The sequence below is a fragment of the Sphingobacterium siyangense genome (genome assembly GCF_023277505.1).
Taxonomy (GTDB): domain Bacteria; phylum Bacteroidota; class Bacteroidia; order Sphingobacteriales; family Sphingobacteriaceae; genus Sphingobacterium; species Sphingobacterium siyangense.
Map to the genome: position 1 here is coordinate 4,860,888 of NZ_CP080574.1, position 25,591 is coordinate 4,886,478.

Annotated in this window: 20 protein-coding genes and 1 pseudogene; 10 read left to right on the forward strand and 11 right to left on the reverse strand. The window is 38.2% G+C overall.

The window, feature by feature from the left end; all coding sequences use genetic code 11:
- Nucleotides 1-38: 38 nt before the first annotated feature.
- Together K2F45_RS20485 and K2F45_RS20490 are read left to right on the forward strand one after the other, a co-directional pair.
- The gene (locus tag K2F45_RS20485; RefSeq protein ID WP_075993677.1) at nt 39-221 is read left to right on the forward strand and encodes a hypothetical protein; all 183 of its coding nucleotides are present in this window, start codon (nt 39-41) and stop codon (nt 219-221) included.
- Nucleotides 222-247: 26 nt separating this feature from the next.
- Nucleotides 248-631 (forward strand): hypothetical protein, encoded by a 384-nt coding sequence (locus K2F45_RS20490; RefSeq protein ID WP_075993678.1) that lies wholly within the window; start codon nt 248-250, stop codon nt 629-631.
- Nucleotides 632-710: 79 nt separating this feature from the next.
- Here the strand turns inward: K2F45_RS20490 and K2F45_RS20495 are convergent, their stop codons facing one another.
- Nucleotides 711-2,144, reverse strand: coding sequence for a DUF4932 domain-containing protein (locus K2F45_RS20495; RefSeq protein ID WP_083663716.1), 1,434 nt, complete (start codon nt 2,142-2,144; stop codon nt 711-713).
- A gap of 420 nt (nt 2,145-2,564) precedes the next feature.
- On the opposite strand from K2F45_RS20495, the gene K2F45_RS20500 reads away from it, so the two are divergent.
- From K2F45_RS20500 to K2F45_RS20515, 4 genes and pseudogenes are all read left to right on the forward strand, one after another.
- Nucleotides 2,565-3,161 (forward strand): hypothetical protein, encoded by a 597-nt coding sequence (locus K2F45_RS20500; protein WP_075994919.1) that lies wholly within the window; start codon nt 2,565-2,567, stop codon nt 3,159-3,161.
- Complete coding sequence (locus K2F45_RS27530; RefSeq protein WP_420833006.1) at nt 3,162-3,269, forward strand: DUF7003 family protein; 108 nt, start codon at nt 3,162-3,164, stop codon at nt 3,267-3,269.
- Nucleotides 3,263-3,865, forward strand: a pseudogene (locus tag K2F45_RS27535) (DUF7003 family protein). Before K2F45_RS27530 ends, K2F45_RS27535 begins: the two are co-directional and overlap by 7 nt.
- 298 nt (nt 3,866-4,163) lie before the next feature.
- Nucleotides 4,164-5,177, forward strand: coding sequence for a hypothetical protein (locus K2F45_RS20515; RefSeq protein ID WP_075993682.1), 1,014 nt, complete (start codon nt 4,164-4,166; stop codon nt 5,175-5,177).
- 160 nt (nt 5,178-5,337) lie between these two features.
- Here K2F45_RS20515 and K2F45_RS20520 read toward each other — a convergent pair whose 3' ends face one another.
- From K2F45_RS20520 to K2F45_RS20560, 9 genes are all read right to left on the reverse strand, one after another.
- The gene (locus K2F45_RS20520) at nt 5,338-6,480 is read right to left on the reverse strand and encodes a TlpA disulfide reductase family protein (protein WP_075993683.1); all 1,143 of its coding nucleotides are present in this window, start codon (nt 6,478-6,480) and stop codon (nt 5,338-5,340) included.
- 28 nt (nt 6,481-6,508) lie between these two features.
- Nucleotides 6,509-8,143 (reverse strand): S41 family peptidase, encoded by a 1,635-nt coding sequence (locus K2F45_RS20525; RefSeq protein ID WP_075993684.1) that lies wholly within the window; start codon nt 8,141-8,143, stop codon nt 6,509-6,511.
- A 20-nt stretch (nt 8,144-8,163) separates the two neighbouring features.
- Nucleotides 8,164-10,167 (reverse strand): TlpA family protein disulfide reductase, encoded by a 2,004-nt coding sequence (locus K2F45_RS20530; protein ID WP_248932319.1) that lies wholly within the window; start codon nt 10,165-10,167, stop codon nt 8,164-8,166.
- A 10-nt stretch (nt 10,168-10,177) separates the two neighbouring features.
- Nucleotides 10,178-11,542 (reverse strand): RagB/SusD family nutrient uptake outer membrane protein, encoded by a 1,365-nt coding sequence (locus K2F45_RS20535; RefSeq protein WP_083663717.1) that lies wholly within the window; start codon nt 11,540-11,542, stop codon nt 10,178-10,180.
- A 10-nt stretch (nt 11,543-11,552) separates the two neighbouring features.
- Nucleotides 11,553-15,113 carry a SusC/RagA family TonB-linked outer membrane protein gene (locus tag K2F45_RS20540; RefSeq protein WP_248932320.1) on the reverse strand — a complete coding sequence of 1,187 codons (3,561 nt, stop codon included), beginning with the start codon at nt 15,111-15,113 and terminating at the stop codon, nt 11,553-11,555.
- Nucleotides 15,114-15,138: 25 nt separating this feature from the next.
- On the reverse strand, nt 15,139-16,167 hold the full coding sequence (locus tag K2F45_RS20545) for a FecR family protein (RefSeq protein ID WP_075993687.1): 1,029 nt from the start codon (nt 16,165-16,167) through the stop codon (nt 15,139-15,141).
- Between the two features lie 171 nt (nt 16,168-16,338).
- Complete coding sequence (locus tag K2F45_RS20550) at nt 16,339-16,908, reverse strand: RNA polymerase sigma factor (protein ID WP_172840720.1); 570 nt, start codon at nt 16,906-16,908, stop codon at nt 16,339-16,341.
- A gap of 379 nt (nt 16,909-17,287) precedes the next feature.
- Complete coding sequence (locus K2F45_RS20555) at nt 17,288-20,188, reverse strand: hypothetical protein (RefSeq protein ID WP_248932321.1); 2,901 nt, start codon at nt 20,186-20,188, stop codon at nt 17,288-17,290.
- A 538-nt stretch (nt 20,189-20,726) separates the two neighbouring features.
- Nucleotides 20,727-21,137 (reverse strand): DinB family protein, encoded by a 411-nt coding sequence (locus tag K2F45_RS20560; protein WP_172840722.1) that lies wholly within the window; start codon nt 21,135-21,137, stop codon nt 20,727-20,729.
- 304 nt (nt 21,138-21,441) lie between these two features.
- On the opposite strand from K2F45_RS20560, the gene K2F45_RS20565 reads away from it, so the two are divergent.
- On the forward strand, nt 21,442-21,903 hold the full coding sequence (locus K2F45_RS20565) for a VOC family protein (protein ID WP_075993690.1): 462 nt from the start codon (nt 21,442-21,444) through the stop codon (nt 21,901-21,903).
- A 151-nt stretch (nt 21,904-22,054) separates the two neighbouring features.
- Here the strand turns inward: K2F45_RS20565 and K2F45_RS20570 are convergent, their stop codons facing one another.
- Nucleotides 22,055-23,497 (reverse strand): serine hydrolase domain-containing protein, encoded by a 1,443-nt coding sequence (locus K2F45_RS20570; protein ID WP_075993691.1) that lies wholly within the window; start codon nt 23,495-23,497, stop codon nt 22,055-22,057.
- Between the two features lie 131 nt (nt 23,498-23,628).
- On the opposite strand from K2F45_RS20570, the gene K2F45_RS20575 reads away from it, so the two are divergent.
- From K2F45_RS20575 to K2F45_RS20585, 3 genes are read left to right on the forward strand one after another with little or no spacing between them, the layout of a single operon-like run.
- Entirely contained in the window at nt 23,629-24,243 is a 615-nt protein-coding gene (locus tag K2F45_RS20575) for a Crp/Fnr family transcriptional regulator (RefSeq protein ID WP_075993692.1), read from the forward strand.
- A gap of 38 nt (nt 24,244-24,281) precedes the next feature.
- Nucleotides 24,282-25,175, forward strand: a complete 894-nt coding sequence (locus tag K2F45_RS20580) for a cyclase family protein (RefSeq protein ID WP_075993693.1) — start codon at nt 24,282-24,284, stop codon at nt 25,173-25,175.
- Nucleotides 25,176-25,219: 44 nt separating this feature from the next.
- Complete coding sequence (locus K2F45_RS20585; RefSeq protein WP_075993694.1) at nt 25,220-25,585, forward strand: SRPBCC domain-containing protein; 366 nt, start codon at nt 25,220-25,222, stop codon at nt 25,583-25,585.
- Nucleotides 25,586-25,591 lie beyond the last annotated feature (6 nt).

Sequence of the window (25,591 nt, forward strand, 5' to 3'; positions counted from 1 at the left end):
TCCTGTTTTGTAAATTCAAAAACCAGTAACGCCATATCATGAAGCTAGTTGTGAAAATATTTCAGGTCTGTATTGTTATATTACTTTTGCTGGGATATCAAAACGAGGCATTGGCAAAAGCTATTGCAATACCACTGGCAACAGATTCATTAATCGTATTGCATTTTCAGACAAATGACTCGCTGGTATACAGTTGGGAGGATTTTGACAATGGGAAATAAACTAATTAAAATAGCGCTGAATAAGTATGGATCAATTAGAATCGATACCATTATGGACATTGGTAGCTAACATCAAACAGGAAATTAGCTATGGTCAAGGGAAACTGCAAACCCGATATGGCACGAAACAGTTTAGCCCGGGGACCAAAGTGTATATTATCGATTGGTATGCTGGGATGTGCCAAGCTATTACCGTAATCGGCTTGTCCAGAGATACGAAAAAATTAATTACCATTGTTATACGGGCCGAATGGATCGAAAACTTCCGGGTCAGGTTATGCTACAATCCTAAAGTTTGTTCAAAAATAAAGACCTACTTTGATAAGGAGGAAACTGGAATGCAGCGGTATACAGAAAAATTTGTAAATGATATGTTTATCGGTATACCACAATGGAATGAACCTATTTAACAGCTACAGTAATAATGTGAGTTACCTTTGCCACATTTGATTATGTCTATGGTCAATTATCGGCCAAGACAGCAGTAAATTACTTTGTACTGAATTTTAGATAATGGTCTTTCATCGGTATCCCATCTGCAGTCCGGAATGCATTCCCTGTAATGATGATCTCATAGGTTTTGTTTGGTTCTAACTCCCAATCTATAAGCACGGATTTCTTATCTGAAGAATAGCGCTGTCCTTTTATCACCGGAAAACTGTCTTTGGAGATTCCCCTAAATGACCGTCCCTGTCCCAATAAGGGCCTGTCGAAATTTATCTTCAGCTCCCTTAAGGTGTTGTTGACATTGGTTTGTCCATCCTGAATTCCCTCAAAAGAAATGATTTTTGGTCTTCTTTCTTCAAAAGCTGCATCTAAAGAAGAAATATCTGCAGCGTAAGATTGATAAGCTTTGGCAAGTACAGGCATATAGCTCTCTAAAGTAGGATATAAGTCTCGCTGACGATCAAAGTGTTCAAGTTCATCAACAAGTTTTTCAATCCAAAGAAATCCCCTATCTAGCTGTTCATTGGTTTCTTTTGAGATTTCTTCGGAGCTGAAATTATGATCTTTTTGATATTTAATAACCGCAGCTCGAACCAATGCCTCGTTCAACATCGTTTGCCAGCTACCGTATGCCTGCCCGTTCATTTTTTCCTTCACGACGCTATATAATTTTTCACCGCTGTCTCTAAAAATTGTCGTGTCTTTTTCCAATAAATAATTAACAAAAGAGTGGTTAAACTCGTGAAGTAATGTAGGGAAATAGCTCTGTAAAGGAAATTCAGCCATGCCAAGACTATCCATACTCCATGTCCCCATAATAGCGTAGACTTCCTTAAGACCCTGTGGATTTTTAATGGCTACCCCATAGTTACCGCCGCCATTCCCCAAACCATTCACAATCAAAAACTTTTCGGATGGTTTCTTACCATAGAATTTAGGGTACCAGTCCAATTCAATATGTTCATAAATTGGAAGAAAGCGCTTTTGTACCTCATTGTACAGTGCCTGGTTATCCTGAAAAAATCCTTTGCTATTACTGTCTTTGTAAAACTTCTTTAACAGTGTTGCGAATTGAAGAGCATTAGCTCTACTCCACCTTTTGTCCAGGGTTTCCTTGATATTTTTTTGCTTAAGATTGAACTTATCATCAAGATGTATAGCCATACTCATCACTGCATCGTACGCTATGCCATTTTCATTTTTAATCTTCTTGACAAAGGTGATCAATTCGTGTTCTTTAAAAGGACCATAGTGTTCATTGATTCGATCAACATAGCGCTTAAAAATACCTGAGCTATACTCTTGATTGCCAGCAAGTCTAAATACAATACTCAGAATCTCAATACGCTCATCAACTTTTGGCTTATCCATAATTTCGTTACGCTGCCCATAGGTAAGCATAAATGATAAACTGAATAGGATAATCAATACATATTTAGAAGTTTTTTCGAACATATTGGAAATAGGTTTTACCATCTTTTATTTATTTTGTACTTGGATGGGGATTCCAAATAGTTTGCCAATAAATTTAACACACTATTTGCCAATACACTACGAGCGAATTCCTTTTTTAATAATGACCGTTATTGAACACTAACCGTTCAATATTGAACAGGCTGCCAGCCATTTTCTATAATCTTATTCACTAATATTAAATTGATCACTTAAGTCTTATAACTGTTTGAAAGCATATTACATTTCTTGTGCAACGTTACCTAAGTTGACAGCTGTAAGAGCAGCTGAAACACCAATGAACAAATTCGATTGTTCTAAGTAATTTCTTATATGCAGAAAGGGACAAGTCAAAGATCATTGGAAAATGGAAGTTAAATGTCTATATTTAATTATGGAGACATCTATGATAGCTATAATATTATACCGTTTAGCAAAACAAATATGAAAAATATTTTTTTCGCTTCCACACTAGCTCTGTCTATACTTTCCTGCAAAAAAAATACGCAACAGAACTCCCCCCTTGTAGAAAATGCAGTGGACAATGCTGAGTCGGCTGCTTCAGGTTCTTTTAAGAGTTATCGAGGAAATAATATAACTGTAGACAATATCTATTCCGAATTGATAAAAGGAGACAAAAACCTTACAGCTCTCAATTCCAGGATTGTGAAAACATTAGAGGAAACAGAAAAAGTTTTAGCTGTTTATAACAATGTACTCGAAACCACTAATTCTTATTATCAGGATGCCAATGAACGAACGAAAGCCATTACAGATTCACTAGTAAAACAACAGGTACAAAAGGAAATTAGTGCCAGTGCTGATCGATACGATCTTAAAGTAAAAAATATAACAGATCATGTCAGTCAAATAACTAAAAATAATGAAAATCTGGTTAGCACCTATACTGCTTTTAAAATCAGAAAAACGCTACCTGAAATTGAAAAATATCAAAATGCGCATCCTCTAGAAACAGATAGCCTGAATACTTTCATTATCAAGCAGAATAAATTGCTGGATGAATTAAAAAAAATTAAATAAATGATAGCAAGAGAAGAAATACTGAGTCAACTTGACCTAGAGGCTAAAAATTATACCTTTCCAATGTTGGATAACGGCTATTACTATCATGGAGATCAAAAATGGTAATTTTTCGAGATGAAAGTCGATGGGCAATATTAATTGAAATTTTTGCGTTTAACAATCACGATTATGATGTCAATGGTTTTACAACAATTGCCTATGTCTATGGCAATTGCCTACTTAACGGTTATGATAATGTCAGTTTCAATTGTTTCGTAAGTGATTCTGATACGGAGTCATTTCTTTATGACGACGAAAATTATATTCCATATTTGGATAGTAATGTTAAAACCATAAAAATTAGAGATCAAATTATTGTGTTAAATACGAATTCCGACTTTTTTAAACAGAAACAAATTGATCTTGAATAGCCGAATAAAATTGCCCCTTGGGATTTAATGAGAAGCTTAGTACCTGAATATTCGGATCATATTTGGCTAACCAATACCGAAATATCGCTGAGCATTCCATCAGATTTACCGATATTCTTAGAGCTGAATGAATGGCTTCATCCTGATTTAGCGGATAATCAACTACCGAGTGAAATGGAAACATTTATTCAGATTGCAGAAGCACTTGCGACTGGCAATAAAGCACTATATAAGCCAACTGTTGCACCAAACACACACTGGAAATATTGGCCTGAGGGTGGAACTTTGTAGTGATCATAAACCTCCATTCCGTAGTTTTTGCTTTATTGCTTCTTCTTTTTATAAAAAGCACAGGACATAATCAAACCTCAATAAATACAGTAAAAATAAACAAAAAAAAAAAAAAAAAAAAACTCATTATCAAACACATACAGTAAAACTATTAGAATTTTCACTCCCCCCCTTTTTAATCAACTCCAAAAGTCCATCAAATGATTTCTGTAGGATAAGTAAATTCATTTGCTGTGGATGTAATTTCTGTTCCGAATTCTTATATTTGATAGAGCCCTCTATTTTAAGAAATGAAAAAATGTACCACATTATTACCTTAGTAATTCTGATAGCAACCTCCAGCATCAACTTTGTAAATGCGCAGGTAAATTGCCAACAGCTTCTGAAAAAGAAAATAAGCTTGCACGATTTAGATAGTGGCAAAATTGACCGTATTTTTAAAGATTTTGCACAGTTAAAAGCATGCGGTCTCGACAGCAATGCTCTCGAAATAATCAGCGATCCTCCACTTTTTGCAACCTTAATTATACCGTTCATGGATTATGGCAAGAAAACAAATGTAACTTACCAGCATATCTTTGACAAAATTATAGAATTTCAAAATTCAGACGAGTTTCCTTTCTTAAAACAGTCTCATGATGCATCCAAAGCGCTTAAAAATAAAAACGTAGACCTTAAAAATTGGTCAGAAGATAGCAAGTTGCTCTTGCAAGTACCACTAGATTCTAACGAGATTGAAGACTTTTACAACTACCTAAAGGCCAATCCCTCGAAAGATTACACTTATTTTGATGCCTGGGGAATTTTTAAAAGTCATGCACCGAAACATCAACAAATGAGTAAAGAGACGGGGATGGAAGAAAATAAAAACGATTCGCCACGCAATATTGAAGATGCACTATTCAGGGGGAAGTATAATACGATGACGTTGGCGGAAATTTTTGTGGAAGCTGACAGCCTCAATAGGAATGTTGTCATCTATTTTACGGGCTGGAATCATATAGATAGTAGAAAAATCGAAGTTCCTTTGTTTGACGATAAGCAACTTAATGCAAAACTTCTTCGTGAGTTCTTATTTGTCATTTTGTACAATGATGATAAAACCAGAATGGATGAAATACCAAATCTTAAAAAGGACGAATACAGCACGGGCAATATAACCGTAGGTCAACGTAGCCAAAAAATTCAGCAGCATTATCTGAGCTCCAAAAATATACCTGCATTTATATTATTGGATAGCAAAGGAAAATTAATCAAAACTTTGTCTAAAAATATAAATAAAGAAACCCTCAGAAGTTTTCTAACAAATTAGACAAATAGTGACACATTTAAGCTTTAACGCTAGCTATAGACACTTTGCCACATAGTGTAATCTCGGCATTAAAATCAAAAAGAAAGGCTGTACTCAACTACAGCCTCTCGTTCTAACGAAACATATGCCAACCTAGGTTAGGACTCAGCATATTGGAAAACTATTTGGAAAAAATTTCCGCCAATTTTTTATCCAATTCTTCACCACGCAAATATTTCGCAATGATTTTACCATTAGGGTCCACCAAGAAATTCATGGGAATAGCCTTCACATCATACATTAGCCCCGCTTCATTTTCCCATCCTTTGAGATCTCCCACTTGTTTCCATGTAAGTCCATCATCTTGGATCGCTTTTAACCATTTCGCCTTATCAGCCGCTTTATCCATGGATACACCTAAAATTTCAAATCCTTGTTTTTGGTATTTAGTATAGGATTTTACCAAATTCGGATTTTCCCGTCGACATGGTGCACACCAGGATGCCCAAAAGTCAATCAGGACATACTTGCCACGATAATCTGATAATTTCACAGGCTTGCCATCAACATCAGGCTGTGTGAAATCCTGGGCTTCTACCCCCTCGCTTGTTTTTTTGACTAACGCTATACGTTTGGCCAAGTCCTTACCCAAAATAGAATTCTGCAAGCTAGGATCTAGTGTAGCGAATATCTTCTCAGCTTGGAGTGCATCAAATTCAGGGGGTAACGTTGAATTAAAAGCCATTAAAGCCATGTAGCTTTTAGGGTTTTTGGCCACATAGTCCAATTTCGCATCGATGGTCTGTTGCTGTATAGCATTTGCACGATCCTCCAAAGACTTGATATATTTAGGGTCTTGCTGATCTGCAAGCGACTTAGCTTTATATTCGTTATTTAAAACCTCATATTGATCGTATATCGGTTTCAACATCGTATTTACCCGTTCATTTTCTGTATTTAAAGGGGATCCAGAGATTTTTGCATGTTTAATTGAATCTGCCGCTACAAATTTGATCGTCGCTGATTCAATAAAAAAAGGAAGAATGTCTTGTTTCGGTGGTTTAGCAGGGTCAAAAGGAGCATTATCGTGAATAATACGTAAATGCGCTTCCATCGGGGAAGGGATGCTTCCCTTAAATTCAAATTTTCCATTTTTTATTTCAACGGAGTCAATGCGTTCTTTTCCGTCATAATTAAGACGCAGATATGCCTTCGCAGGTTTGTCTAACTTGCCCACTGCTCCTTGCAGTGTATAATTTTGTTGTGCATATCCTAATGCTGGCAATACGCAAGCTAAAGCTAGCGCCCATTTCATATTTTTCATAATTATTTAGTTTTTCTCGTTCAAAAATCTATTTCACTAATTTCGTCAGACTGTTTTTAGCAGCCTGTCCCACAGTTCCTGTCTGTAATAATTGTTTGTAAAGTTTTTCATCACGTAGTACAGACAATGCTTCTTTAAAACTTTGGTTCGATTCGTTCCGGATCCGCGCCATGTAATCACCGCCAGTATATAACAATGAACCTACTTGTGCTTTAAATTCAACATCAATAGTAGCATGCGCGTCAAGTTGTTGTACAGGTGGAATTGCTACAGCAATTTTGTTTGCGGCAGTGATCAGTTGCTGGTGTACTTCTTTTGGAACTTTAAACCTTAAGTTGAATGCTTTGAAGTCTGGATACGCTTTGAGCAGAGCCTCACGATTTTGTTGGACAAACTCAAATCCACCTTTGGCAACGAGCCCACTGTTCATCAGTTGTGCCATCCAGGTACTATATTCATTGGTATCTATGGGAACAAAACGATCTGGCATAATTCCACCACCCCCAAAAACAATCCTTTTATTTCCAAGTGTCGTGTATTTTAAAGAGTCCGGAAAGGAAATATGCCCTTCTTCCAATAATTCTTTTGATTCCATTCGGCGGTTAAAATCCTGGAAATAATCATCCTTCCCTTTATTATAGGGTTTTTGGATCGAACGCCCTGATGGAGTGTAGTATCTCGCACCGGTAAGCTGCATTTCTGAGCCATCCGATAGCGGTACAGGTTTCTGCATCAAGCCTTTTCCGAAGCTGCGGCGCCCGATAATTACAGCACGATCCCAGTCCTGAAGTGCTCCTGTGACAATTTCACTGGACGAAGCAGTTGATTCGTCAATTAGGACTACGAGCTGTCCTTCGTAAAACTGACCAAATCCGCCCGTAAAGTAATAGTCTTTTCCCCCTTCATTGGGCACCGAATAAAAAACAATTTTCTCCTTAGGCAAAAACTCATCGGCAACACCAATAGCAGATTCGACATAGCCTCCGCCATTGCTCTGCAAATCAAGGATCAGCTTTTTCATTCCTTGTTCTTTCAGATTTTTTAGAGCAGCATCAATCTCCTGACGTGTAGTTCTATTGAAAATTGAAAGCGCGATGTAGCCGATCTCCTGATCTACCATATAACTTTCTCGAACCGATTTCTCCAATATATTTTCGCGAACAATACTAATACTCTTGCTTTCCTTACTTCCCGGCGACGCAATTGTAAGGAGTACTGGCACGTCTTTTTCACCGCGCAATTTTTCCATAATCTCCTTATTGCCCCATTTTTGCTCAAGGATGCTTTCTCCGTCTATCCCTTGGATCTGATCACCGACACGTATTCCTGCACGCATGGCAGGTCCATCAGGATTGACTTTGGTGACAAAAGTCTGCTCTTTTATTTTTAGAAACTGAATGCCTATCCCAGCAAAGCTTCCACTCATGGCGACACGCATCTGTTCAGCCTCCTCACGACTGGTATAGTGTGAATGGGGATCTAAATCTGCTATCATCGCTTTGATCGCCGCATCCACCAGATGTTCTTCATTGACCTGGTCGACATAATTCTGCTGAATAAGCTTCAGTGCCTCCTCAAATTTATATTTTGGATTCATCTGAGCCTGCAAAGACAGCCCTAGACCAAGCATGCCGACGAGTAAACTCGTTGCTTTCCTATTCATATTGCGTAATATTTAATATTTTATTTTTCGTTTTTAAGTATCTCGATAGCCAGGGAAAGTTCATCCATCAATTTGCTGGGGCTTCCTGAATAACCTCCCGAGCAATAACGCACCCGACCATTTTTCACAATGATTTTTCGCGGAATAGATGAATCGCCGAACAGAGGAACCAATTGTTTGAACACCAAATCCTGCTCATTCGTCTGTGGATTGACCGAATCATGCAACAAATTGAAACGAAAACCTTCTCCACGAACATAGTTTACTGATTTATCTTTATAATTTCCAGTCTGCATGGTACCTAGCATATAGATGGCAACATGTTTATCCTGCGCATATTTATCGACTAAAAGCTGCATGCCTGGAAAGGCCATGATACACGGACGACACCAGGTAGCCCAGAAATCCACGACAACAATTTTATCTTTCCAATCTTCTGGCGTAATAAATAGACCTTCGGCGGTTTCCAATCGAAAATCAGGCATAGGATGATTGACCCAATTGTGATCCACATAGGCCTGCATTGCAGCTTTTTCCTCGTTGGATTTTAATCCCGTCAAGTAAGCCTGATAACCACCCTCATCGCCAGCATGTCCTTTTAAGTAAATTGCTTTGAGCTTATCAAACATACGCGGTGTCATTGCATTGTATCTTGCACTCATCTCAAGTAAGGGTAAGACTTGTTTGTCATCGCCTAAACCCTCCAGCACCTGAAGGTTAATTTCATTGAGTTCGGCATTATTGTATTTACCATCTTCGGAAAGCAGTAAGAAATATTTTCGGGCTTCTTCATACTTTTTGAGGTCATTTAACAAAGAAATATGGGTAAAAAGACGGTCATCCAAATTTTTAACGACATTGGAATCTGCCTGTGTCTGCCGATCAAAATCTTCCTGATAAGAGTTGTCTCCTTTACGCGCGATCAATTTGGGTAGAATTGCTTCTGATACTTGATAAAGGCTATCTTTACCAACCATTTTAAACATATATGCACGCATGATATTCCAGCGCATCAATTCGTTTCCTGTACGGAAATCAATATCGTCATACAGTTTCGCAAACTTGTCAAGTTGCTTGGAGTCGAAGTAAGCCGATCCGAGTCCACGGTATACTGCATAATAGATAAACCCCTGACCGTTGGGATGCTGACGCCATTGCTTAACAGGAAAACGTTGTAAAAAATTCTCATACGAAGCAATTACCTCCGCTTTGTTTGGACTGCTTCCCATGGTATTGCTGTAAGCAATAAACCGGGCCGTCGCACCAGTTGGAAAGTCGGTGTTTACACGTTGCTCGATCAATTGAGTCAATGCATTATCATGAAGCCGCGCGCTCGCAAAACTATAGAGTTGGTTAAGGTTTTGATCAGAGATAGCCTTTTGTTTAATTTGATCATTAATCAGCTTCTTGGCGTATGCCGGAAATGCGCCTTCCAAAGCCAATTTTTGTAAGTTCATAAAAGGCTGAAAATAGCGGAGGTAATGTTTTCCCGACAAAGCAAATTCTTTTTCAGCCAATCCTTTCAGATAGGCAGCTGGCATTGCAGGAGGCTGACTATTATAATAAGAGAAGATTCCACCACCTGCTATTGCAGGTACCTGAAAAGCAGCTTCTCCCAAATATGCCCCCTCTACGGAATTTCCTTTTCCATCAGCTAGAGCAATAGCATAGCCACGATCCTGATTGTTGTCAATTGCATCGGGACGATCAGCTTCTCCCTGATAGAATTTTACCGCTATAAAAGCCGTCGTCGGTTTAACCGGTACCGCTACTGTCCATAGCCCTGTCGCATTTTTCTGCATGGAAACGCTTATCTGCTTCCAGTCAAAGTCTTCAAACAAAAAGAATGTCGCATGTATTGCATCACTAAATTCAAGATCCTTGTCTTTGGCGCTGTAGACCACCTGAACAGGCGCTGTCGTTTGGGGTTTTGCCGGTTTGAAAACGCTGCTGTCAAATCGAGGCTGCGCATATAACACAGCCTGGACAAACATCAGTACTAAAAAGATCATCTTTTTTTTCATCTTATATAAATTATCTGGGGTTTTGGCCAATTTCAGGATTAAGAGTCAACACTTCCTGGTTAATGGGGTATATTAAACGTGGGCTTGAAGCGGTCAAGGTATAAGTCTGTCCGTTTAACGTACGGCTAACAGGTTTAAAATAATTACCATCCAACGTAAGGCGGCGCATGTCGTACCAACGTAGATCCGTTCCAACAAATTCGCGACGGCGCTCGTCGACGACCGACTGTAGTAAGTCACCACTGATATCTGTTGGTGAAAGTGCGATGTATTTACTGGCTGCAAAACGCTTCTTACGCAATAGATTTAGCAATTCGACTACTTTGGCCACATTATTTTGACGAGCGTATACCTCTGCGCGATTAAGAATTATTTCAGGGCTATTCAAACCTACATAAGAGTTGTAATAATAAGGGTTATTAAATAAAGGTTTGATGTATACCGATCCTTTGTAGGTATTGACATCGGTACCAATGAATAATTTCAGCCGAAGATCATCAGCTTTGTACAGTGCGATAAGTTCAGGATTTATCGGACCGCGTATAAATCCTGAGCTTAACTTTGACAAGAGTACTTCCTTATCATCAATCAACCGAGGATAGGAGCTTGAAACGTAGTCCTCCAGATTATACACTGTAGGATCTAAAGCTAAGGCCAAGTCGGCATATCTACCAGCTTCTTCAAAATTACGCATTGTCAAGTATACTCTTGATAACAAGGCATAAGCGGCGATTTTGGAAGGATGGTAATTAAAAGTCGGATAATTAGGTAGATTTTCCGTAGCCAAACTTAAATCTGTGATCATCTGTTCATAAATCCGAGCTAGCGACACACGACTTAGGTTTTCAAAAAGATTTGCTTTCAGCAATAATGGTAATCCGGGTTGACTTTCGGCCTTTGTGGGATCATATACTTGGGCATACTGATTGGCTAAAGAAAAATAGGCAAACGCACGATGAACACGAGCTTCAGCAGCGACAGCAAGCTTTTGTGCCGTTGTGCCATTTTGGCTTTCCATCACCCCGTCAAGAATTTCATTGGCAATGTAAATCTGTTTATACAGATTATTCCAGGCTACGTCTTGCTGATTGTCTACATAGAAATAGTCATTCCAGATATAGGCTCTTTGGTAATTCTCGCCCCAGGACAATGAAGCTGTTAAGGGAACTTCCGTAGCGATATTATCACTTGTGATAAGTGGCAGTACATACGAACTTTCAAAGTTACCCTTGTTGTTGAGAAGATAACGAAAATCGTCGGTTGTCTTCAGGGTACGTTTATCATACTGATCTACTTCTACAAATTTCCGACATGAAGCTGCCAATAATACGCTCGAGGATAGTAGGCTATAGAGGATAATATTTTTGATTTTCATGATTTCAGGTTTAAAAAGATAGGTTTAGACTCATAAAATACGTTGGTGAGGGTGGAAGATTTGAATAACTATTCAATGTCCGATAACTTGGATCAATTCCATCTTTATTTTTTCGCCATAGTAAGCCCAGATTGCGAACACTCGCATTTACGTTTACAGATTTAAACGGTGTATGTTCCAAGGTTTTGAACGGAAAACTATAACCTAGATCAATCTGCTGCAAGCGAACATTACTGCCACTGATTACCAACGCATCCGAATTGGCATAACGGGACAAACTATTGTATTGGTAACCTTGCTTACTCAGTCCTGGTACGTTTGTGAAAGCTTCATCTCCAGGTTGACGCCATCTCTTTGCTAAATCAGACTGAAGACCGATCACTCCAGAATAGGGAGCATAATCTGGATAGTTTTGTACGGAAAGTCGTCTAAATACATGTCCCAATTCGTAGGTTATACGAACTCCCAAGGTAAAATTACGATAGGAGAATGTATTGAATAGTCCACCAAAATAGGGCGGTGTGGTACGCCCCACTTTCACGAGGTCTTCGGGTGAAAGAGCTGTAGCAGGTGCATCAGCATTGACAATTTCTCCATTTTGTTTGTATACCTGCGAACGTCCTTGATTATCTAATCCTGCCCATCGGTAGGCATAGACATAATCTATTGAATTTCCGACAATCGGAATAGTTCCATTGATATAATCAAGCACCCGAGTCGGATTGCTGAAACGCGAATCTGTGACTTTATTGGTATTATAACCAAAATTGAATAATGTATTCCATTTCACCTTAGATTGCAACCAAACAGCCCTTAAGCCTAAATCAACACCTTGTCCCGACATTGTCGAGCTATTAAATTTCAGACGCGTCCAGCCATAGGTTGGGTTGAACGGAAAATCATAAATAATATCAGAAGATTTCTTCGTATAATAATCTACATTAAGCTGTAGTCTGTTGTGCCAGATGCCGTAATCTACTCCAATATTTAGTGTATGGACTTTTTCCCAGCTAATCTGACTATTAGCAGGAGATACAATTTCTGCCGTTACTTCATTTGTAATGTTATCATTACTAGTATTGATCACAACAACCCTATTTACACCTGTTGGCAAAATACCGTTGACTCCGTAGGTCATACGAATCCCCAAAGCATCTACCCATGTCGATTCTTTTAAGAAGTTTTCTTTTTTAACATCCCATTTTCCACCTACAGACCAAAGTGGCTTACCGCGCTCACTCTTAGAAGCACCAACTAGCGTAAAATCATCAAATCGAATACTTCCAGAAAGTACATATTTACCGTTAAAGGCCGAAAAAGCGCCATTGGAATAGTAAGATAACGCTCGGTTTCTATTCTTTGCAATGGCAGCATTGGAACTGAAATAATTATCCCAACCATAAATCGTCGGGTAACTTCCTCTTGGATTTATAACGGCAAATGAATAGGTATCAGCGTTGAATCCTAAATAGTTATCTCCGGATGACCGGTAATTATTCTGTTTCCATTCGGCACCGGCGAGAAAATTCAAATTATGCTCCATAGACCTGCCAAAAGCTTTGTTGATATTCAGCTGCGAACGGAAAACGTACTGGGAGCCATTGTAATTTTGAATGCCCAATCGACCTCCCATCGGATAGCCGTATACATAATTTCCATTAGCATTGAACGTAGTACCGATATTGATCTGATTTCTCTGGCTATAACTATTTACCCCGTCAACATTTTCCGTGTTGTTCAGCTGCCGCTGCCATTGCCCCATTACCGAGAGATCTGCCCAACTGGTCAGTTTGGTATTGATATCCATATGCATCCGCAACCCATGATTTTGATTATTATAATTTGCAGCGGTAAGCTCTTCTATTGGATTATAAGCCCAATCCATATAACCTTTGTTCTCAAAATCCTGCGAGACCTCAGGTCTAAATTGAATATAACGTCGTATGTTATTTCCGCTTTCATCTTTCAACAGATCATAAGGGAGAAGACCGCCTGAACTAATATTTGATGATAGTGCATTGATTACGGCCGAATTACCAATGGAATTTCCATAATTATACGTAATACCAGTAGCTAGCTTAACCCGATCGTTGAAAAGCATATTGGTAAGATTAGCCGTTGTATTGAAGCTTTCTGCTTTATTTGCGCGAAATACGGGGACATCTTTTGTATAATTGGTGGAGACAAAGTAGGTGCTTTTATTGGCTCCTCCCGAGATCGAAAGATTATACTGTTGGGAAGTCGCTTTCTGCAATAGATAGTCTTTGATTTGATTACGATTATCAGTAGATGCAAGTCTTGAGAGTGCTGCATCGCGTTCCTGCTCTGTTGCTGTCCCCCGTATTGCACGAAAAATCCATTCGAGTGATTCAGAGTGAGGTTTGCTACTATTAAATGCGTCCCAGCTATTTTTTTCGATATTGTCTGCTATAAAGCCTTCCTCGACCAATTGTTTTTCAAGGTCAATATATTGCGACGAAGTCATCCTGTCCATTTTATTCAGATCAGCTGGAGAGGCGATACTTAAGGAAGTACCGAAATTGATTGATGTTGGGGTAACTCTTCCTTTTTTAGTTTCAATAACGATTACCCCATTTGCGGCTTTGGCCCCCCAAATTGATGATGCCGCAGCATCCTTCAATACAGTTATGCTTTCGATATCGTTCGGATTTATTCGGCTTAATACCGCACCACCAGAGCTCTGTGTATTGCCTTTATTTGTAAGCGAAAATTGGGCATCAACGGTTTCCGCCATCGGGAATCCATCAACTACGATCAATGGTTCTTTTGGAGTTCCTCCGGTACCAAAACTATTTATACCGCGTATCTGTATGTTATTTGTTCGTGGATCTACATACATCCCCGGTACGAGCCCCTGTATTCGTTCAAGGATATTGATTGCTGGTGTTTCCTGTAATTGTTTGGCCGTCACGTTTCCAAATGAACCGGTAGCTGTCTCTTTGGGGATTTTAGTGTAACCCATAGACACCACTTCAACATCATCCAATACACTGACGACCTGTTCCATCGTCACATTAATCTGATTACTACTGCCGATTACCCTACGCTGCGGCTCCATCCCCATGTAGGAAAAAATCAGTGCATCAGCTGGTTCAGTGAGGCGAAGTGTGTAGCCACCATCACTACTTGAGGTCACCCCTGTACGCACAGCATGTCCATCGGACATGACAGTTACACCAACCAAGGGCGTACCTTTATTATCTTTTACAAAACCTGTGATAGTCTTCCAATACAGCCCATCATCATCTTTACTTCTCTTATCTCTATTGTCCCGAATAATGGTAAAATAATTATTTTGAACGTAGAGAAAGAGATAATTGTTTGGATAGAGAAGTTCTTTCAATACAGTCTCCACAGGAATTCTCTTATTTCTCGGGATCAGATCACTGTTAACAAAAGAATCGCGGATTAGTCCCTCTTCATAAGAAAATTTCGTTCCGTAAATGCGAGTTACCTCGCTAAGAGCCTGCCCGAGACTAGCTCTTTTTTGTGCAAAGCTACCTGTGGTACTCATCAGGCAGACTATAGGCACAAGAAGTTTAGTTTTCATAAATTTTGATTGATTAATAGTTGTTTTAGTTAGGTTTTATTACAATCTGTTTGTTTTTCACTTCAATGTTTACATTCATCGTATGTTTGATAACAAAGAGAATGTCATCAATCTTTTTTACTGGAATGACACCGGTAAACCGCTTATTGAGCAATGCTGGGTCTTCAACCACCACTTGGTAGCCATAGTTATCTTCCAACACACTTACTATATTGGCTAAGTTACTGTGCTCAATGCTCAATTCGCCCCGAGTCCAGGATAGCACTTTGTTGGCATCGTTATAAACGATCTCATTAGTTTTTAAATTTTCGTCGTAGATGAACATCTCCCCTGGTGCCAGTACACGATCCTCTCCATTTTGCCCCTGAACGCGTACGCTTCCTTCAAACAAGGTCACTTCAATGCGTCCACGGCGATCCTTCACATTGAACTTTGTCCCCAACACCGTCAATGAAAGTTTGCCCACATGCACGACAAAGAGATCGTTTTCGCGGAGGCGATTTTTAATTGCTGTATGTTTTACCTCAAACATACCTTCCCCTTCTAACCAGACTTCACGCGGTTTATCGGTTTTCCAACTGCGTACATAGGAAATGCGGGAATTACTATTTAATTTGATAATAGAAGAATCTGGAAGAGCCAATTCACGTTGTTCACCAAATGCGGTATTCGCTGCTTTTGTACCAAATTGGCTAATTTCATAACTCAATATTCCAAGAAGCAATAGTGCCGCCGCTGAAGCTGTCCATCGAAGAATTGTTCTAATAATCGATTTTTGCACTTGTTTCCTCTCATAAACTGGAATCTGACTTTGGATGTTCGTCCAACGCTGATGACTATTTAAGCTGCTTTGAACAGGTTTCTGTGCTTTAATTAACAGCATCCACGATCTTGCAATATCCATTTCGGCGGCCAAATTTGGATAATGACTGCCCAGTTCCTGCCAAAAATCCTGTTGCGCAGCTTCATTCTGAAACGTAGACTGCACAAAGTCCTCATCCGAAAAAAAGTCCGTCGCCGTATAATCTTTATATTTTGCTAACCTAGAATTCATACTGTTTTATATAGGTTACACCCTTCACAAAAATTTTACCCCAATAAATTTTATTTTTTTTAAAAATAGCAATGCCAGTCAAATCAACCCAAAAGGCACAAACGCCATTCAGGATAATTTAATACTGGTTATTTTATATATTGTGGAAAAACTTACAGTTAGATGTAAGATTTATTGATATCGTAGCTGGTTGAGCAAATAGAGCAGTACCAAAAGACCAAACCTGCCAAAGTGTTTTTTCAAACTGTCTAGCGCACGGTAATACAGTTTATAGGTGTCTTTGGTCGAAAGCCCCATTATTTCGGCTATGTCTGTATAGGGCAATTCTTCAAAAAAGCGGAGATGAATAATTTCGCGCTGACGAGCGGTCATCTTTTGCAGTGCTTGATCGAGTCTATCCCGGACCTTAGTAGCACGTTCCTGACGGATTATAGTAAGATCATGTGGAAGCTCAATGGTAAATGGCAAATAATCAACGGAAGAATTTATCACTTCTGTCCGCCGAAGTGATTGCTCAATTTTCTTTACCAACGTACGACGGAAAGCCTTATATAGGTAGTTTTTGACCGCAACATCTGTACTTAAGTTCTCCCTGTTGCACCATAACTTAACAAATAGCTCTTGAATACTGTCCTCGATAATCGCCTCATCTTGTGTAAACTTGAATCCATAATTGAACAACAGTTGGTTGTATCGTTCAAAAAGTATTTTGAACGATGGTTCATGTCCAACTTGAAACATTTGCCAAATCTGTTGATCGGAGTTCATTAACTAATGCGCGACTTCTTGCTTTTCAGTTTAAGTAGATAAAATTTACATTCAAATCTAGCAATTTTTTTCAATCAACATAGATTCAATATTTCTACTTCTGAAAAGCGAGCATTCGCCTTCCTCTAGCCAAGCTGGAGATTTCAGGACCGTTGACCATCCAGGTTCGAAAACCGATGACTAGTTAATCCGCACAATTTTAACCGTTTGAATTTTTCGCTGAAAAGTCTCAAAACCATTTTCACTTACTTTTATGGTTTATTTAAAGTGGTCAATTCACCTCGAAATATCATGGTCTCTATCCCCAAAATCTCCACTAAGGTCCATATTACACGTTTTAATTCGAAATGATTCACCGCAGCTTTTCCATAGCAAAGGTCAAATCACGTATCTGTATTTTTTGCTCATTATTAATAATAGCACCATCAGTCCATTGTAGTAACAAATCGTAACCCCAGCTTCTACTTACCTTATTTTTAAATAATGATGGATCGAAACGAGGTTTTTTCTTTTCAGCTATGTCTATCACTGAATTTAAATAAAGATAAACAGGTGTTAGATCTTTTTCTTTTATGTCGTAACCTATCTCTGCAGCATATTCTTTAGCTTTTTGTTGTTGATTGGATACGATATAGATTTCCAGAATACATAGCCGATACAATTCTTTATTCGCTTGAATTTCCTTTTCATTTGCAATCCGCTTGCGGTAATAATCTATTATTTTCTGAAATGCCTCCCGAGACTTTTCTTTCTGGTTAGTCTTCTGATACAAGAGGCCCACGTCGACCCAGCTTTCAATTCTAAACTGCTTCGACAAGGTGAGATAGTCTTGTATTGCCGCTAGGGTATCCTTGACGGCGAGATAACTTCTGGCTCTATTTTCAAATTCGGGGACAACAAAATTTATTATGCGGATCGGACCTAGGGTGTCGCGCTGAATAGCTCTCGTCAGATCGGATATTGCTCCATTATAATCACCCCATCTGAATCGTGCCTCACCAATATTTCTAAAATTGAGCGTTTTTATAGCTAGATCTGGATTAAGTTCAATGGCCTTATCTGCCAATTCAACAGCTGTCTTATAATCCTTGTCGAAAATAGAGGATTGGCTACTCCGCTCCACAAGCGCATTGACCATATTATTATCATTCGGCAGATCATCCATATCTATTAGACCAATCTGTTGGAAGTACAACATTACACCGCTACGCTTTTCTGCATAGGAGTTTTGATTTTTGGGCGATTCTGGTAGTTTATTTCGTCGGAAACTCAAGCTCTCCAATAGTGGTGCTACGACCATTTCTTTTGGAACCTCTTTTATATTATTGTCCATCAAAAGTAGCTCCTTACCAAGAAATTTTTCCCATCCTGCTAAAGGTAAAGTGGAAATTTTACAATGAGAGAGATCTACAGCATATGAAGTCGATGGAATAGTGAATAATGACTTTACTATTTCAAAAGACGAGAAATCATTATTGGATATTAGAATAGTGTTAATACTCTTCCAGTTTTTCAGATCATTTGGAAAACTACGAAGAGCTGTACTGGCAAGCTGACGGTTGGTTTTGGGGTCGTCTTTGCGATAAATTTCTCTCGATGAATCATATACATTATAATGTGAAGGTCGGCTATTGATCGCATAAAACGCATGTAAATTAACAAGTTGACCTAGCGATTCAGGGAGCACAGTTATATCATTGTGACTTATATTTAAAATCCTCAACTGTTTCATATCACCGATAGAAACGGGTAATTCACTCAGGTGATTGATATCGGCATATAGCTCCCGGAGATTGGCCAGCCCCTCCATATGAAAGGGTAGTTTTTCCAGTAAGTTCGTAGAGACTCTTAATTTTTCGAGCTTCGCTAGCTTTGCAATACTTTCTGGTAATGCTTTTAGAAAATTATCGCTTACATCAAAATTCTTTAAACTCAACAATGTACCGATGTCTTCGGGCAACCGACTTAAATTGCAATACGATAAATTTAATATTTCGAGGTTTTTCAATCCAGCAAATGACGGTAGTGTAGCTATCGGATTAGCTTGCACATTTAACTCGTGTAATCTATGAAGACCATTGATCGTAACCGGAATATACTGTAACTTATTTCCTTGAAGCTGTAAGGTATTTATACTTGTCAATTTCCCCACATCATTTGAAAGAAACCCAAGCTTATTATAGGATAGGTTTAGATTTTTTAATGCAGTTAACTGAAACAAGACATCCGGCAGGCTATCAATTGCATTGTCAGATAGGTCGAGTAGACGAAGTTTTTTTAACTGGGCTAACTCTTTGGGAAGATAAAATGCAGACTTTGTATTTTTAATCTGCAATTCCCGCAATTCTTTGAATTGAAATAAAGAGGAAGAAATCTGTTTTAGAGGTCCGTTTGAATAGTTCAGATATTTCAATTGAGTGCTGCTGCTGAAATTATTCGTAAATCGTCCTAGGTCATCGATATCGTTAAAATTTAATACTAACGTTTTGAGGGACCTGAATCCTCGGTCTGAATATATTGCTGTGTCTTTAACCGTAAAGTAGCTTAAACTAAGTGTTTCAATTCGCTCTTTATTGGGAAGTATATCCAATACATGATCAACGCGGTCACTTGGCGAAGTAGCGCTAATAGCTATTTCGATTAATTGGGACGGAAATTCAAATTGATCCAATAAAGGTTTATAATTAAGCGAAATGCCTTTCAATTGATAATTTTCTTTTAAACCTTTCGGGATATACTGCACCGGAAAAGCTTTGAAAATTAAATAGTGTAGCATGGGCAACTTATTCAGGTTTGAAATTTCGCCAGCCAAGTTTATTTTAGAGTTGCCCTCAAATGCTATTGCCCTCAACTGATTTTGTTTATAAAAAGTATCGTCAAGATGTAATATACCTACAGGCTGCAAAGTATCATTTCTAATTCTAAATTCCTTAAAGACAAGAGCCTCCACATGGGGGAATAAATATAATGATTGACAAAGACTATCTAATTGGGACTGATTTTCAAATTTTAGCCCTAAATAGCGAACCTTATATAGGCTATCAGAACAATCTTTTAAAAGAGGAATATCTTTGGTACTCAGCTCAACAAAAGAGATTCGATCGTTAGGATGATGATGGTTTATAGAACTTACACTGTTTGAAGAGCCACTCAGAATCGCTTCATACCCCAAAAGATCCTGAGCAGTTAACTGCAGACTAAAAAGACAAAAAGCTAAAAATAAAAATCGCTTCAAATATAAGATGTTAATCATATTCTTTCGTTTATCCATTGGCCAACTAATCAACAATAAATTTATATACTATCGGATTCGAGATTTGGTTATGTTTGACAAGAAAACTATTCCCAACCATATTGACCAAATCGATAGTATTGTCATGACGGAGATCTTAACTATATGCCCAGGGATGATTAATGTATTCCAGCGTGGAACGACTACATTGGAAAAAGTGAGGTAAAACGCCACTACTATTAAGATTAGAGTTAATAAAAATAAAACAAAAAATATCAATTTTGATTTAGAATTCATATTATAGCTGGTATTTCTTAAATATATACAAATGTTAGGAAAATTTTGGAAGAATCGGAATCTACTTACATTTATTTCCACTTAAGTAGTCAGTATTCCCGAAGGTTATTAATGGAACAATCAAATCTGAAGAACCTAATACGTATATCGAATCCATGTTTATCAAAGATTCCATATACACGGCTTAAAAGGGGTATAGCGCTGCGACCTTTGGAGATACAGGAGTTAAAAAAAAGCGTCTCGGCTCGGCCTTAGCACTAGTTTATTCTTTCACCTGAGATACCCATTTGGGAGCACGATCAATAGTCTGTCTAAGGTATAAATTCAATTGTGCAACATGATGCTGAATATGCCGCATATTATACAAGAGAATCTCAAGGAAAGAAAAGTTTTTAGATTCGTTGTTCCAACGGGCATTCATTCTGCTCGGTGTGAACTCTTCTATATGCTTTCTAGCTTTCTGTCTACAGTGCTCTAAACACGTAAGAATTTCCGACCTGGTATATGTCCTGTCCGGCTTTTTGCCTGTCCGATCAAATTCTGAAAATGTAAACGGTTTTGGTGGTTCAAATTTTCTGGGTTCTACAGATAAATAATAATCTGGCCAAAAGAGACAGCGGAAAGACAGATACCAAAAATCTAATGCGGTGTCCCAATGTTCATCGGAAAACATATAAATCGCGTTTTCGAGCATGTCTTAACTAGCTCCAAACTGGCTCTACAGTACATCGTTTATCATAATCGAATCTTGCATCATTCTTATAATTGCATATCTATAATTAATAATTCCTTCATCCTAAACTCGCTTAACGATAATTTGATGAATAAATATAATTAATGTTCTTCAGCAAACTGTATATCGACAGTTCTATTTCTTACCCTATGCCAAGTCGATCGAAGAACAAATCTTTTAAATTTATAAGACTGTAAATAATCAAAATTCAAATAGGGTAACAATAACCAAAAAATATAAAGCTATGCAAAAGATAATTCCAAACCTTTGGTTTGACAGCAACGCACAGGAAGCCGCGGCATATTACCTATCGGTTTTCAAAGATGGAAAAATAATCAATACTACCTATTACCCGAATTCAGAAGCCGAAGGACTGGCTGATTTCCAAAAGGATTTCGCCGGAAAGGTACTAACCGTGGAATTTGAGATTCTGGGAATGCGTATTATCGGGATCAATGCCGGACCGATATTCAAATTTAACGAGGCTATCTCGCTGATGATCCCCTGCAAAGACCAAACTGAAATAGACTACTATTGGGAAGCACTTACATCGGATGGAGGACAGGAGAGCGTTTGCGGGTGGCTCAAAGACAAATACGGATTAAGCTGGCAGGTTTGTCCTGGAAATTGGGAGGAACTCAACAAAAGACCAGGCGCGTTCAAAAAAATGATGGGAATGAAAAAGATTATTATTGCGGATTTCTAAAACTAGGTAACGACAAAGTCCATATTCAAACACTGGTGTAAACTCGAAAAAATAAACGTACCGGCAACGCAGCAATGGCCGCTAGGTTTCAATCATAGACCGAGGCCTTCTTAAAAATTTGAAAATGCGTCTCTGATTATTGCGCAAGCCATTATCTTTCAATAGGAGATTGGTCTAGGTAATTTTCAAATATCGAAAATCCGACAGCAGTAACATCCAAGGCAACATTGGACAGAATAATAATTGCTTTTTGAGATTTATCATCAAATGCCACAAAAGACCTAAATCCACCTGTACCTCCAGAATGATGAAATATCGCCTTACTTCCAGCTTTTTTAACACGCCAACCCAATGCCATAGTTTGATCCTTATCTGCAAAAGTCAGCTGATGTGTCAAATGAATGGCCTTTGTCAGTTTATTTTTGAAGCCTAACTGTGCCTTCATAAAAATAATCATATCGTCCAATGTAGATCTTATGGCACCAGACCCCGCCAAAGATTCCAAGTGCCAATACGACGTTGGCCTACCTTTTTCATCGTATCCTTGTACCACGTCGGTATCCCCTAGCGATGTATTTTTCATTCCCAAGGGCAAACAAATATTATCAATGACCAATTGTCCAAAACTTTTGTTACTATGACGTTCTAATGCTACACCTAAAACCCCAGCGCCTAAATTTGAATAAGAAAATCTGACTCCGGTCTGAGACGAAACATGATAATTTTTAAGGAAATGGAAGAGTGAATCAACCTTATAATGACTATAAGGATCTGCCGGAACGGCATTAGTCGTAAAAATATTATCCGGGAGCCGAGGAAATCCAGCGGTATGATTTGATAATTGAACAAGTGTGATCGGATGACCATGCCATGCTAAACGAGGAATGGAATCGGGCAGGTATTTACTGATCGGATCCTCTAATCGCATATTGCCATCAACGACTTCTTTTGCCAATAAAAGTGAGGTGAAAATTTTTGTAACTGAACCAATCTCAAAAATACTTTTGGAAGCATCTGGAAGTTGTTTACTTGTCTTAGCAATAGCTCCATAACTATATTTTCTTTGTCGCTTTCCATCAATTACCGCTAACATAATACCTGTGGCAGCACCCTTTTGAATATAAGGCCTGACGATTTTTTCCACCAGCAAATCTATGGAGTCTTTTAACGGATTATTACTTTCTGCTTTGAAATTCTTATCTTCTATGAAAAATGGCAGTTCCTTAAAATTCATCCTTAGAACCTGTTTCTCATTGTCAAGCAGAACAGAAAATAATTGTTCGGAGTTTTCAAATTGAATGGTATAATTATACCCGTTTTTAGTAGAATCAACAAAAGAAAAATATTGCATCAGGCCCACATTTGCCACAAACTTCCGCATTCCCAACGAAAACTTTTCTTTTGAAATTTTAGATTGATAAGTGGCGGACGATTGCCCGTAAATCACGTCTGATTTTTTTTCATTAAAAAGTCTTTGAAACTCCTCCATAAAATAATTGTAATCGGCACGAGTAGTCTGGGCAGGTAAGTACCGTACCGAGAACAGCAATAAAACCAGGAGACTGTAAAATCTATAATTTGGTTTAATTTTCATTTTTGTGTATTTCGGGTATGTTTAACAAATTTAATATATCCAATTGAAGAATCTTTACTATTTTCATTAATAAGATTTTATCTACATTGTCAAGAATATGCATCAATTATTGAATTTTTAAAATATAAAATTTGGAAGATAATCGATTACATCATTTAATTAAAATTATTAGGCAGTTGTTCCCTTTGAATGATAAGGAGGTTCTACTCTTGACGGATAGTATCAGTATTTTTTCCGCAGAAAAGGAAAATAACCTGATCAGACCGCTGCATGTTGCCGATCGGCTTTTTTTCCTAGAAAAGGGAACTGTTAGAAGTTTTTATCAGAAAGATTATAAAGAAATCAATACCGAATTCTTTTTTGAAAATGATTTTTTTACTGCGTTTACAAGTTTTCTTACCCAGGAAAAAACGAACTTGCATTTTCAATGCATTGAACATTGTGATTTAATAAGCATACCAAAGGATCTCATAGATAAATTGCTCCGGAAGGATACCAAATGGAATATTTTATTGAATAATATTTTAGCCAATGAATATATCAAAAAATGCCGCAGGGAAAGTTCCTTTCTGCTTTTGGATGCCAATGAACGATATCACTATTTTCTAAAACAATTCCCGGATGCAGATAATCGGATACCGCTTTTCCATATTGCTTCATACCTTGGGATGAGTCCTGAAACACTCAGTAGGATCAGGAGTAAAAAAATCAACCAAATTGATCTAAGTCAAGTAAACAATATTTAGATTTCCACACTTTTGTCATAGTAAAATTGAAATCATTTATGGAAAAAAGAGTAAAATTTGACTTCGAGATATTCTTTACGAACGGCGGTAGTATCAAAGGGGAAGATTTCAGATTAGATATATCTGGAGACGATATCATTGACAGTGCCCTGGCGGACTACATCGTTGAAGATATGCAGTTGCTCATGGTAGGAAAAGTTAATATCCTTAACAAAGAAATCCTCATTGAGCCCCATAAACGTAAACCAATTGATGAAAGTGTGGCGGAAGATTTCTTAATAGATTTAAGTCATACAATAGAGGATGGCCTGATCACTTACAAGGGGCTACCCGCACCGATTATTTGCGACTATCTCTCCAGGGAACAATCAAAACAGAACTATGATAGCGATACATCTTTTCAGATTGGAAAAATAGAGATGGTCACTAACACCGGAACTTATATCGATTGTCCATTTCATAGATTTGCGGATGGCAAAGACACAGCTCAAACAGTATTGAAAGATTTTGCACAGCTGGATGCTGTGATGATCCATATACCATTTACAGAAACCCTGAAAATTACAGAAGATCATCTTAAAAATAGAGAAATCAGGAATAAGGCTGTATTAATACAGACCGGCTGGGATAAACATTGGAATACGGAGCTATATTATCAGAACCATCCGTTTCTTACCGAACAGGCGGCAATATATCTTCGGGACTGTAAAGTTAAACTTGTAGGTATTGATTCCCATAATATAGATGACACGGATGGCAGAACAAGACCTGTTCATACGGTGCTATTGGGTGCCGGGATTTTAATCGTTGAACATCTCTGCAATTTGAATAAATTACCTGCTGAGAATTTTACGTTTACAGCCGCTCCACCAAAATTTAAAGGTGTGGGGACTTTTCCGGTCAGGGCATTTGCTTCTGTTGAAAAGAAATAATTATATTCAAATACGAAATCACCTTTAACAAGAAACACAATTACATGAAAAATAACGTAGGATTAACAAAAGATGCAGGCTGGCAGTTCGGAATCAGAAAAACTATGCCAGCAAACCTGGAAACATTGTGGAATGTCTTTTTTTCAGACAGGGGATTAAGTTATTGGTCTGAAGGTGTAGACCAGGGTTTTTCAACTTTTAATAAATATTCCCATATCCGAACAAAGTGGAGGCACAAAGATTTCACAGAAGACGCCAATTTACAGATCAGATTTATTCCTTCGAAAAATCAAGATAAAACAACAATTTCATTTCATGTTGATAAATTAAAAAATGAAAGCCAGCGTGAAGTGACGAGAGCATATTGGTCAAAAGTGATTGAAGATCTGAAGCTATTGCTTGATTCTTAAATCCCA

Excerpts from the sequence above, each read along its gene's own strand:
- K2F45_RS20485 (WP_075993677.1), top strand. The coding sequence starts at position 39 with ATGAAGCTAGTTGTGAAAATATTTCAGGTCTGTATTGTTATATTACTT.
- K2F45_RS20490 (WP_075993678.1), top strand. The coding sequence starts at position 248 with ATGGATCAATTAGAATCGATACCATTATGGACATTGGTAGCTAACATC.
- K2F45_RS20495 (WP_083663716.1), bottom strand. The coding sequence starts at position 2,144 with ATGGTAAAACCTATTTCCAATATGTTCGAAAAAACTTCTAAATATGTA.
- K2F45_RS20500 (WP_075994919.1), top strand. The coding sequence starts at position 2,565 with ATGAAAAATATTTTTTTCGCTTCCACACTAGCTCTGTCTATACTTTCC.
- K2F45_RS27530 (WP_420833006.1), top strand. The coding sequence starts at position 3,162 with ATGATAGCAAGAGAAGAAATACTGAGTCAACTTGACCTAGAGGCTAAA.
- K2F45_RS20515 (WP_075993682.1), top strand. The coding sequence starts at position 4,164 with ATGTACCACATTATTACCTTAGTAATTCTGATAGCAACCTCCAGCATC.
- K2F45_RS20520 (WP_075993683.1), bottom strand. The coding sequence starts at position 6,480 with ATGAAAAATATGAAATGGGCGCTAGCTTTAGCTTGCGTATTGCCAGCA.
- K2F45_RS20525 (WP_075993684.1), bottom strand. The coding sequence starts at position 8,143 with ATGAATAGGAAAGCAACGAGTTTACTCGTCGGCATGCTTGGTCTAGGG.
- K2F45_RS20530 (WP_248932319.1), bottom strand. The coding sequence starts at position 10,167 with ATGAAAAAAAAGATGATCTTTTTAGTACTGATGTTTGTCCAGGCTGTG.
- K2F45_RS20535 (WP_083663717.1), bottom strand. The coding sequence starts at position 11,542 with ATGAAAATCAAAAATATTATCCTCTATAGCCTACTATCCTCGAGCGTA.
- K2F45_RS20540 (WP_248932320.1), bottom strand. The coding sequence starts at position 15,113 with ATGAAAACTAAACTTCTTGTGCCTATAGTCTGCCTGATGAGTACCACA.
- K2F45_RS20545 (WP_075993687.1), bottom strand. The coding sequence starts at position 16,167 with ATGAATTCTAGGTTAGCAAAATATAAAGATTATACGGCGACGGACTTT.
- K2F45_RS20550 (WP_172840720.1), bottom strand. The coding sequence starts at position 16,908 with ATGTTTCAAGTTGGACATGAACCATCGTTCAAAATACTTTTTGAACGA.
- K2F45_RS20555 (WP_248932321.1), bottom strand. The coding sequence starts at position 20,188 with ATGATTAACATCTTATATTTGAAGCGATTTTTATTTTTAGCTTTTTGT.
- K2F45_RS20560 (WP_172840722.1), bottom strand. The coding sequence starts at position 21,137 with ATGTTTTCCGATGAACATTGGGACACCGCATTAGATTTTTGGTATCTG.
- K2F45_RS20565 (WP_075993690.1), top strand. The coding sequence starts at position 21,442 with ATGCAAAAGATAATTCCAAACCTTTGGTTTGACAGCAACGCACAGGAA.
- K2F45_RS20570 (WP_075993691.1), bottom strand. The coding sequence starts at position 23,497 with ATGAAAATTAAACCAAATTATAGATTTTACAGTCTCCTGGTTTTATTG.
- K2F45_RS20580 (WP_075993693.1), top strand. The coding sequence starts at position 24,282 with ATGGAAAAAAGAGTAAAATTTGACTTCGAGATATTCTTTACGAACGGC.
- K2F45_RS20585 (WP_075993694.1), top strand. The coding sequence starts at position 25,220 with ATGAAAAATAACGTAGGATTAACAAAAGATGCAGGCTGGCAGTTCGGA.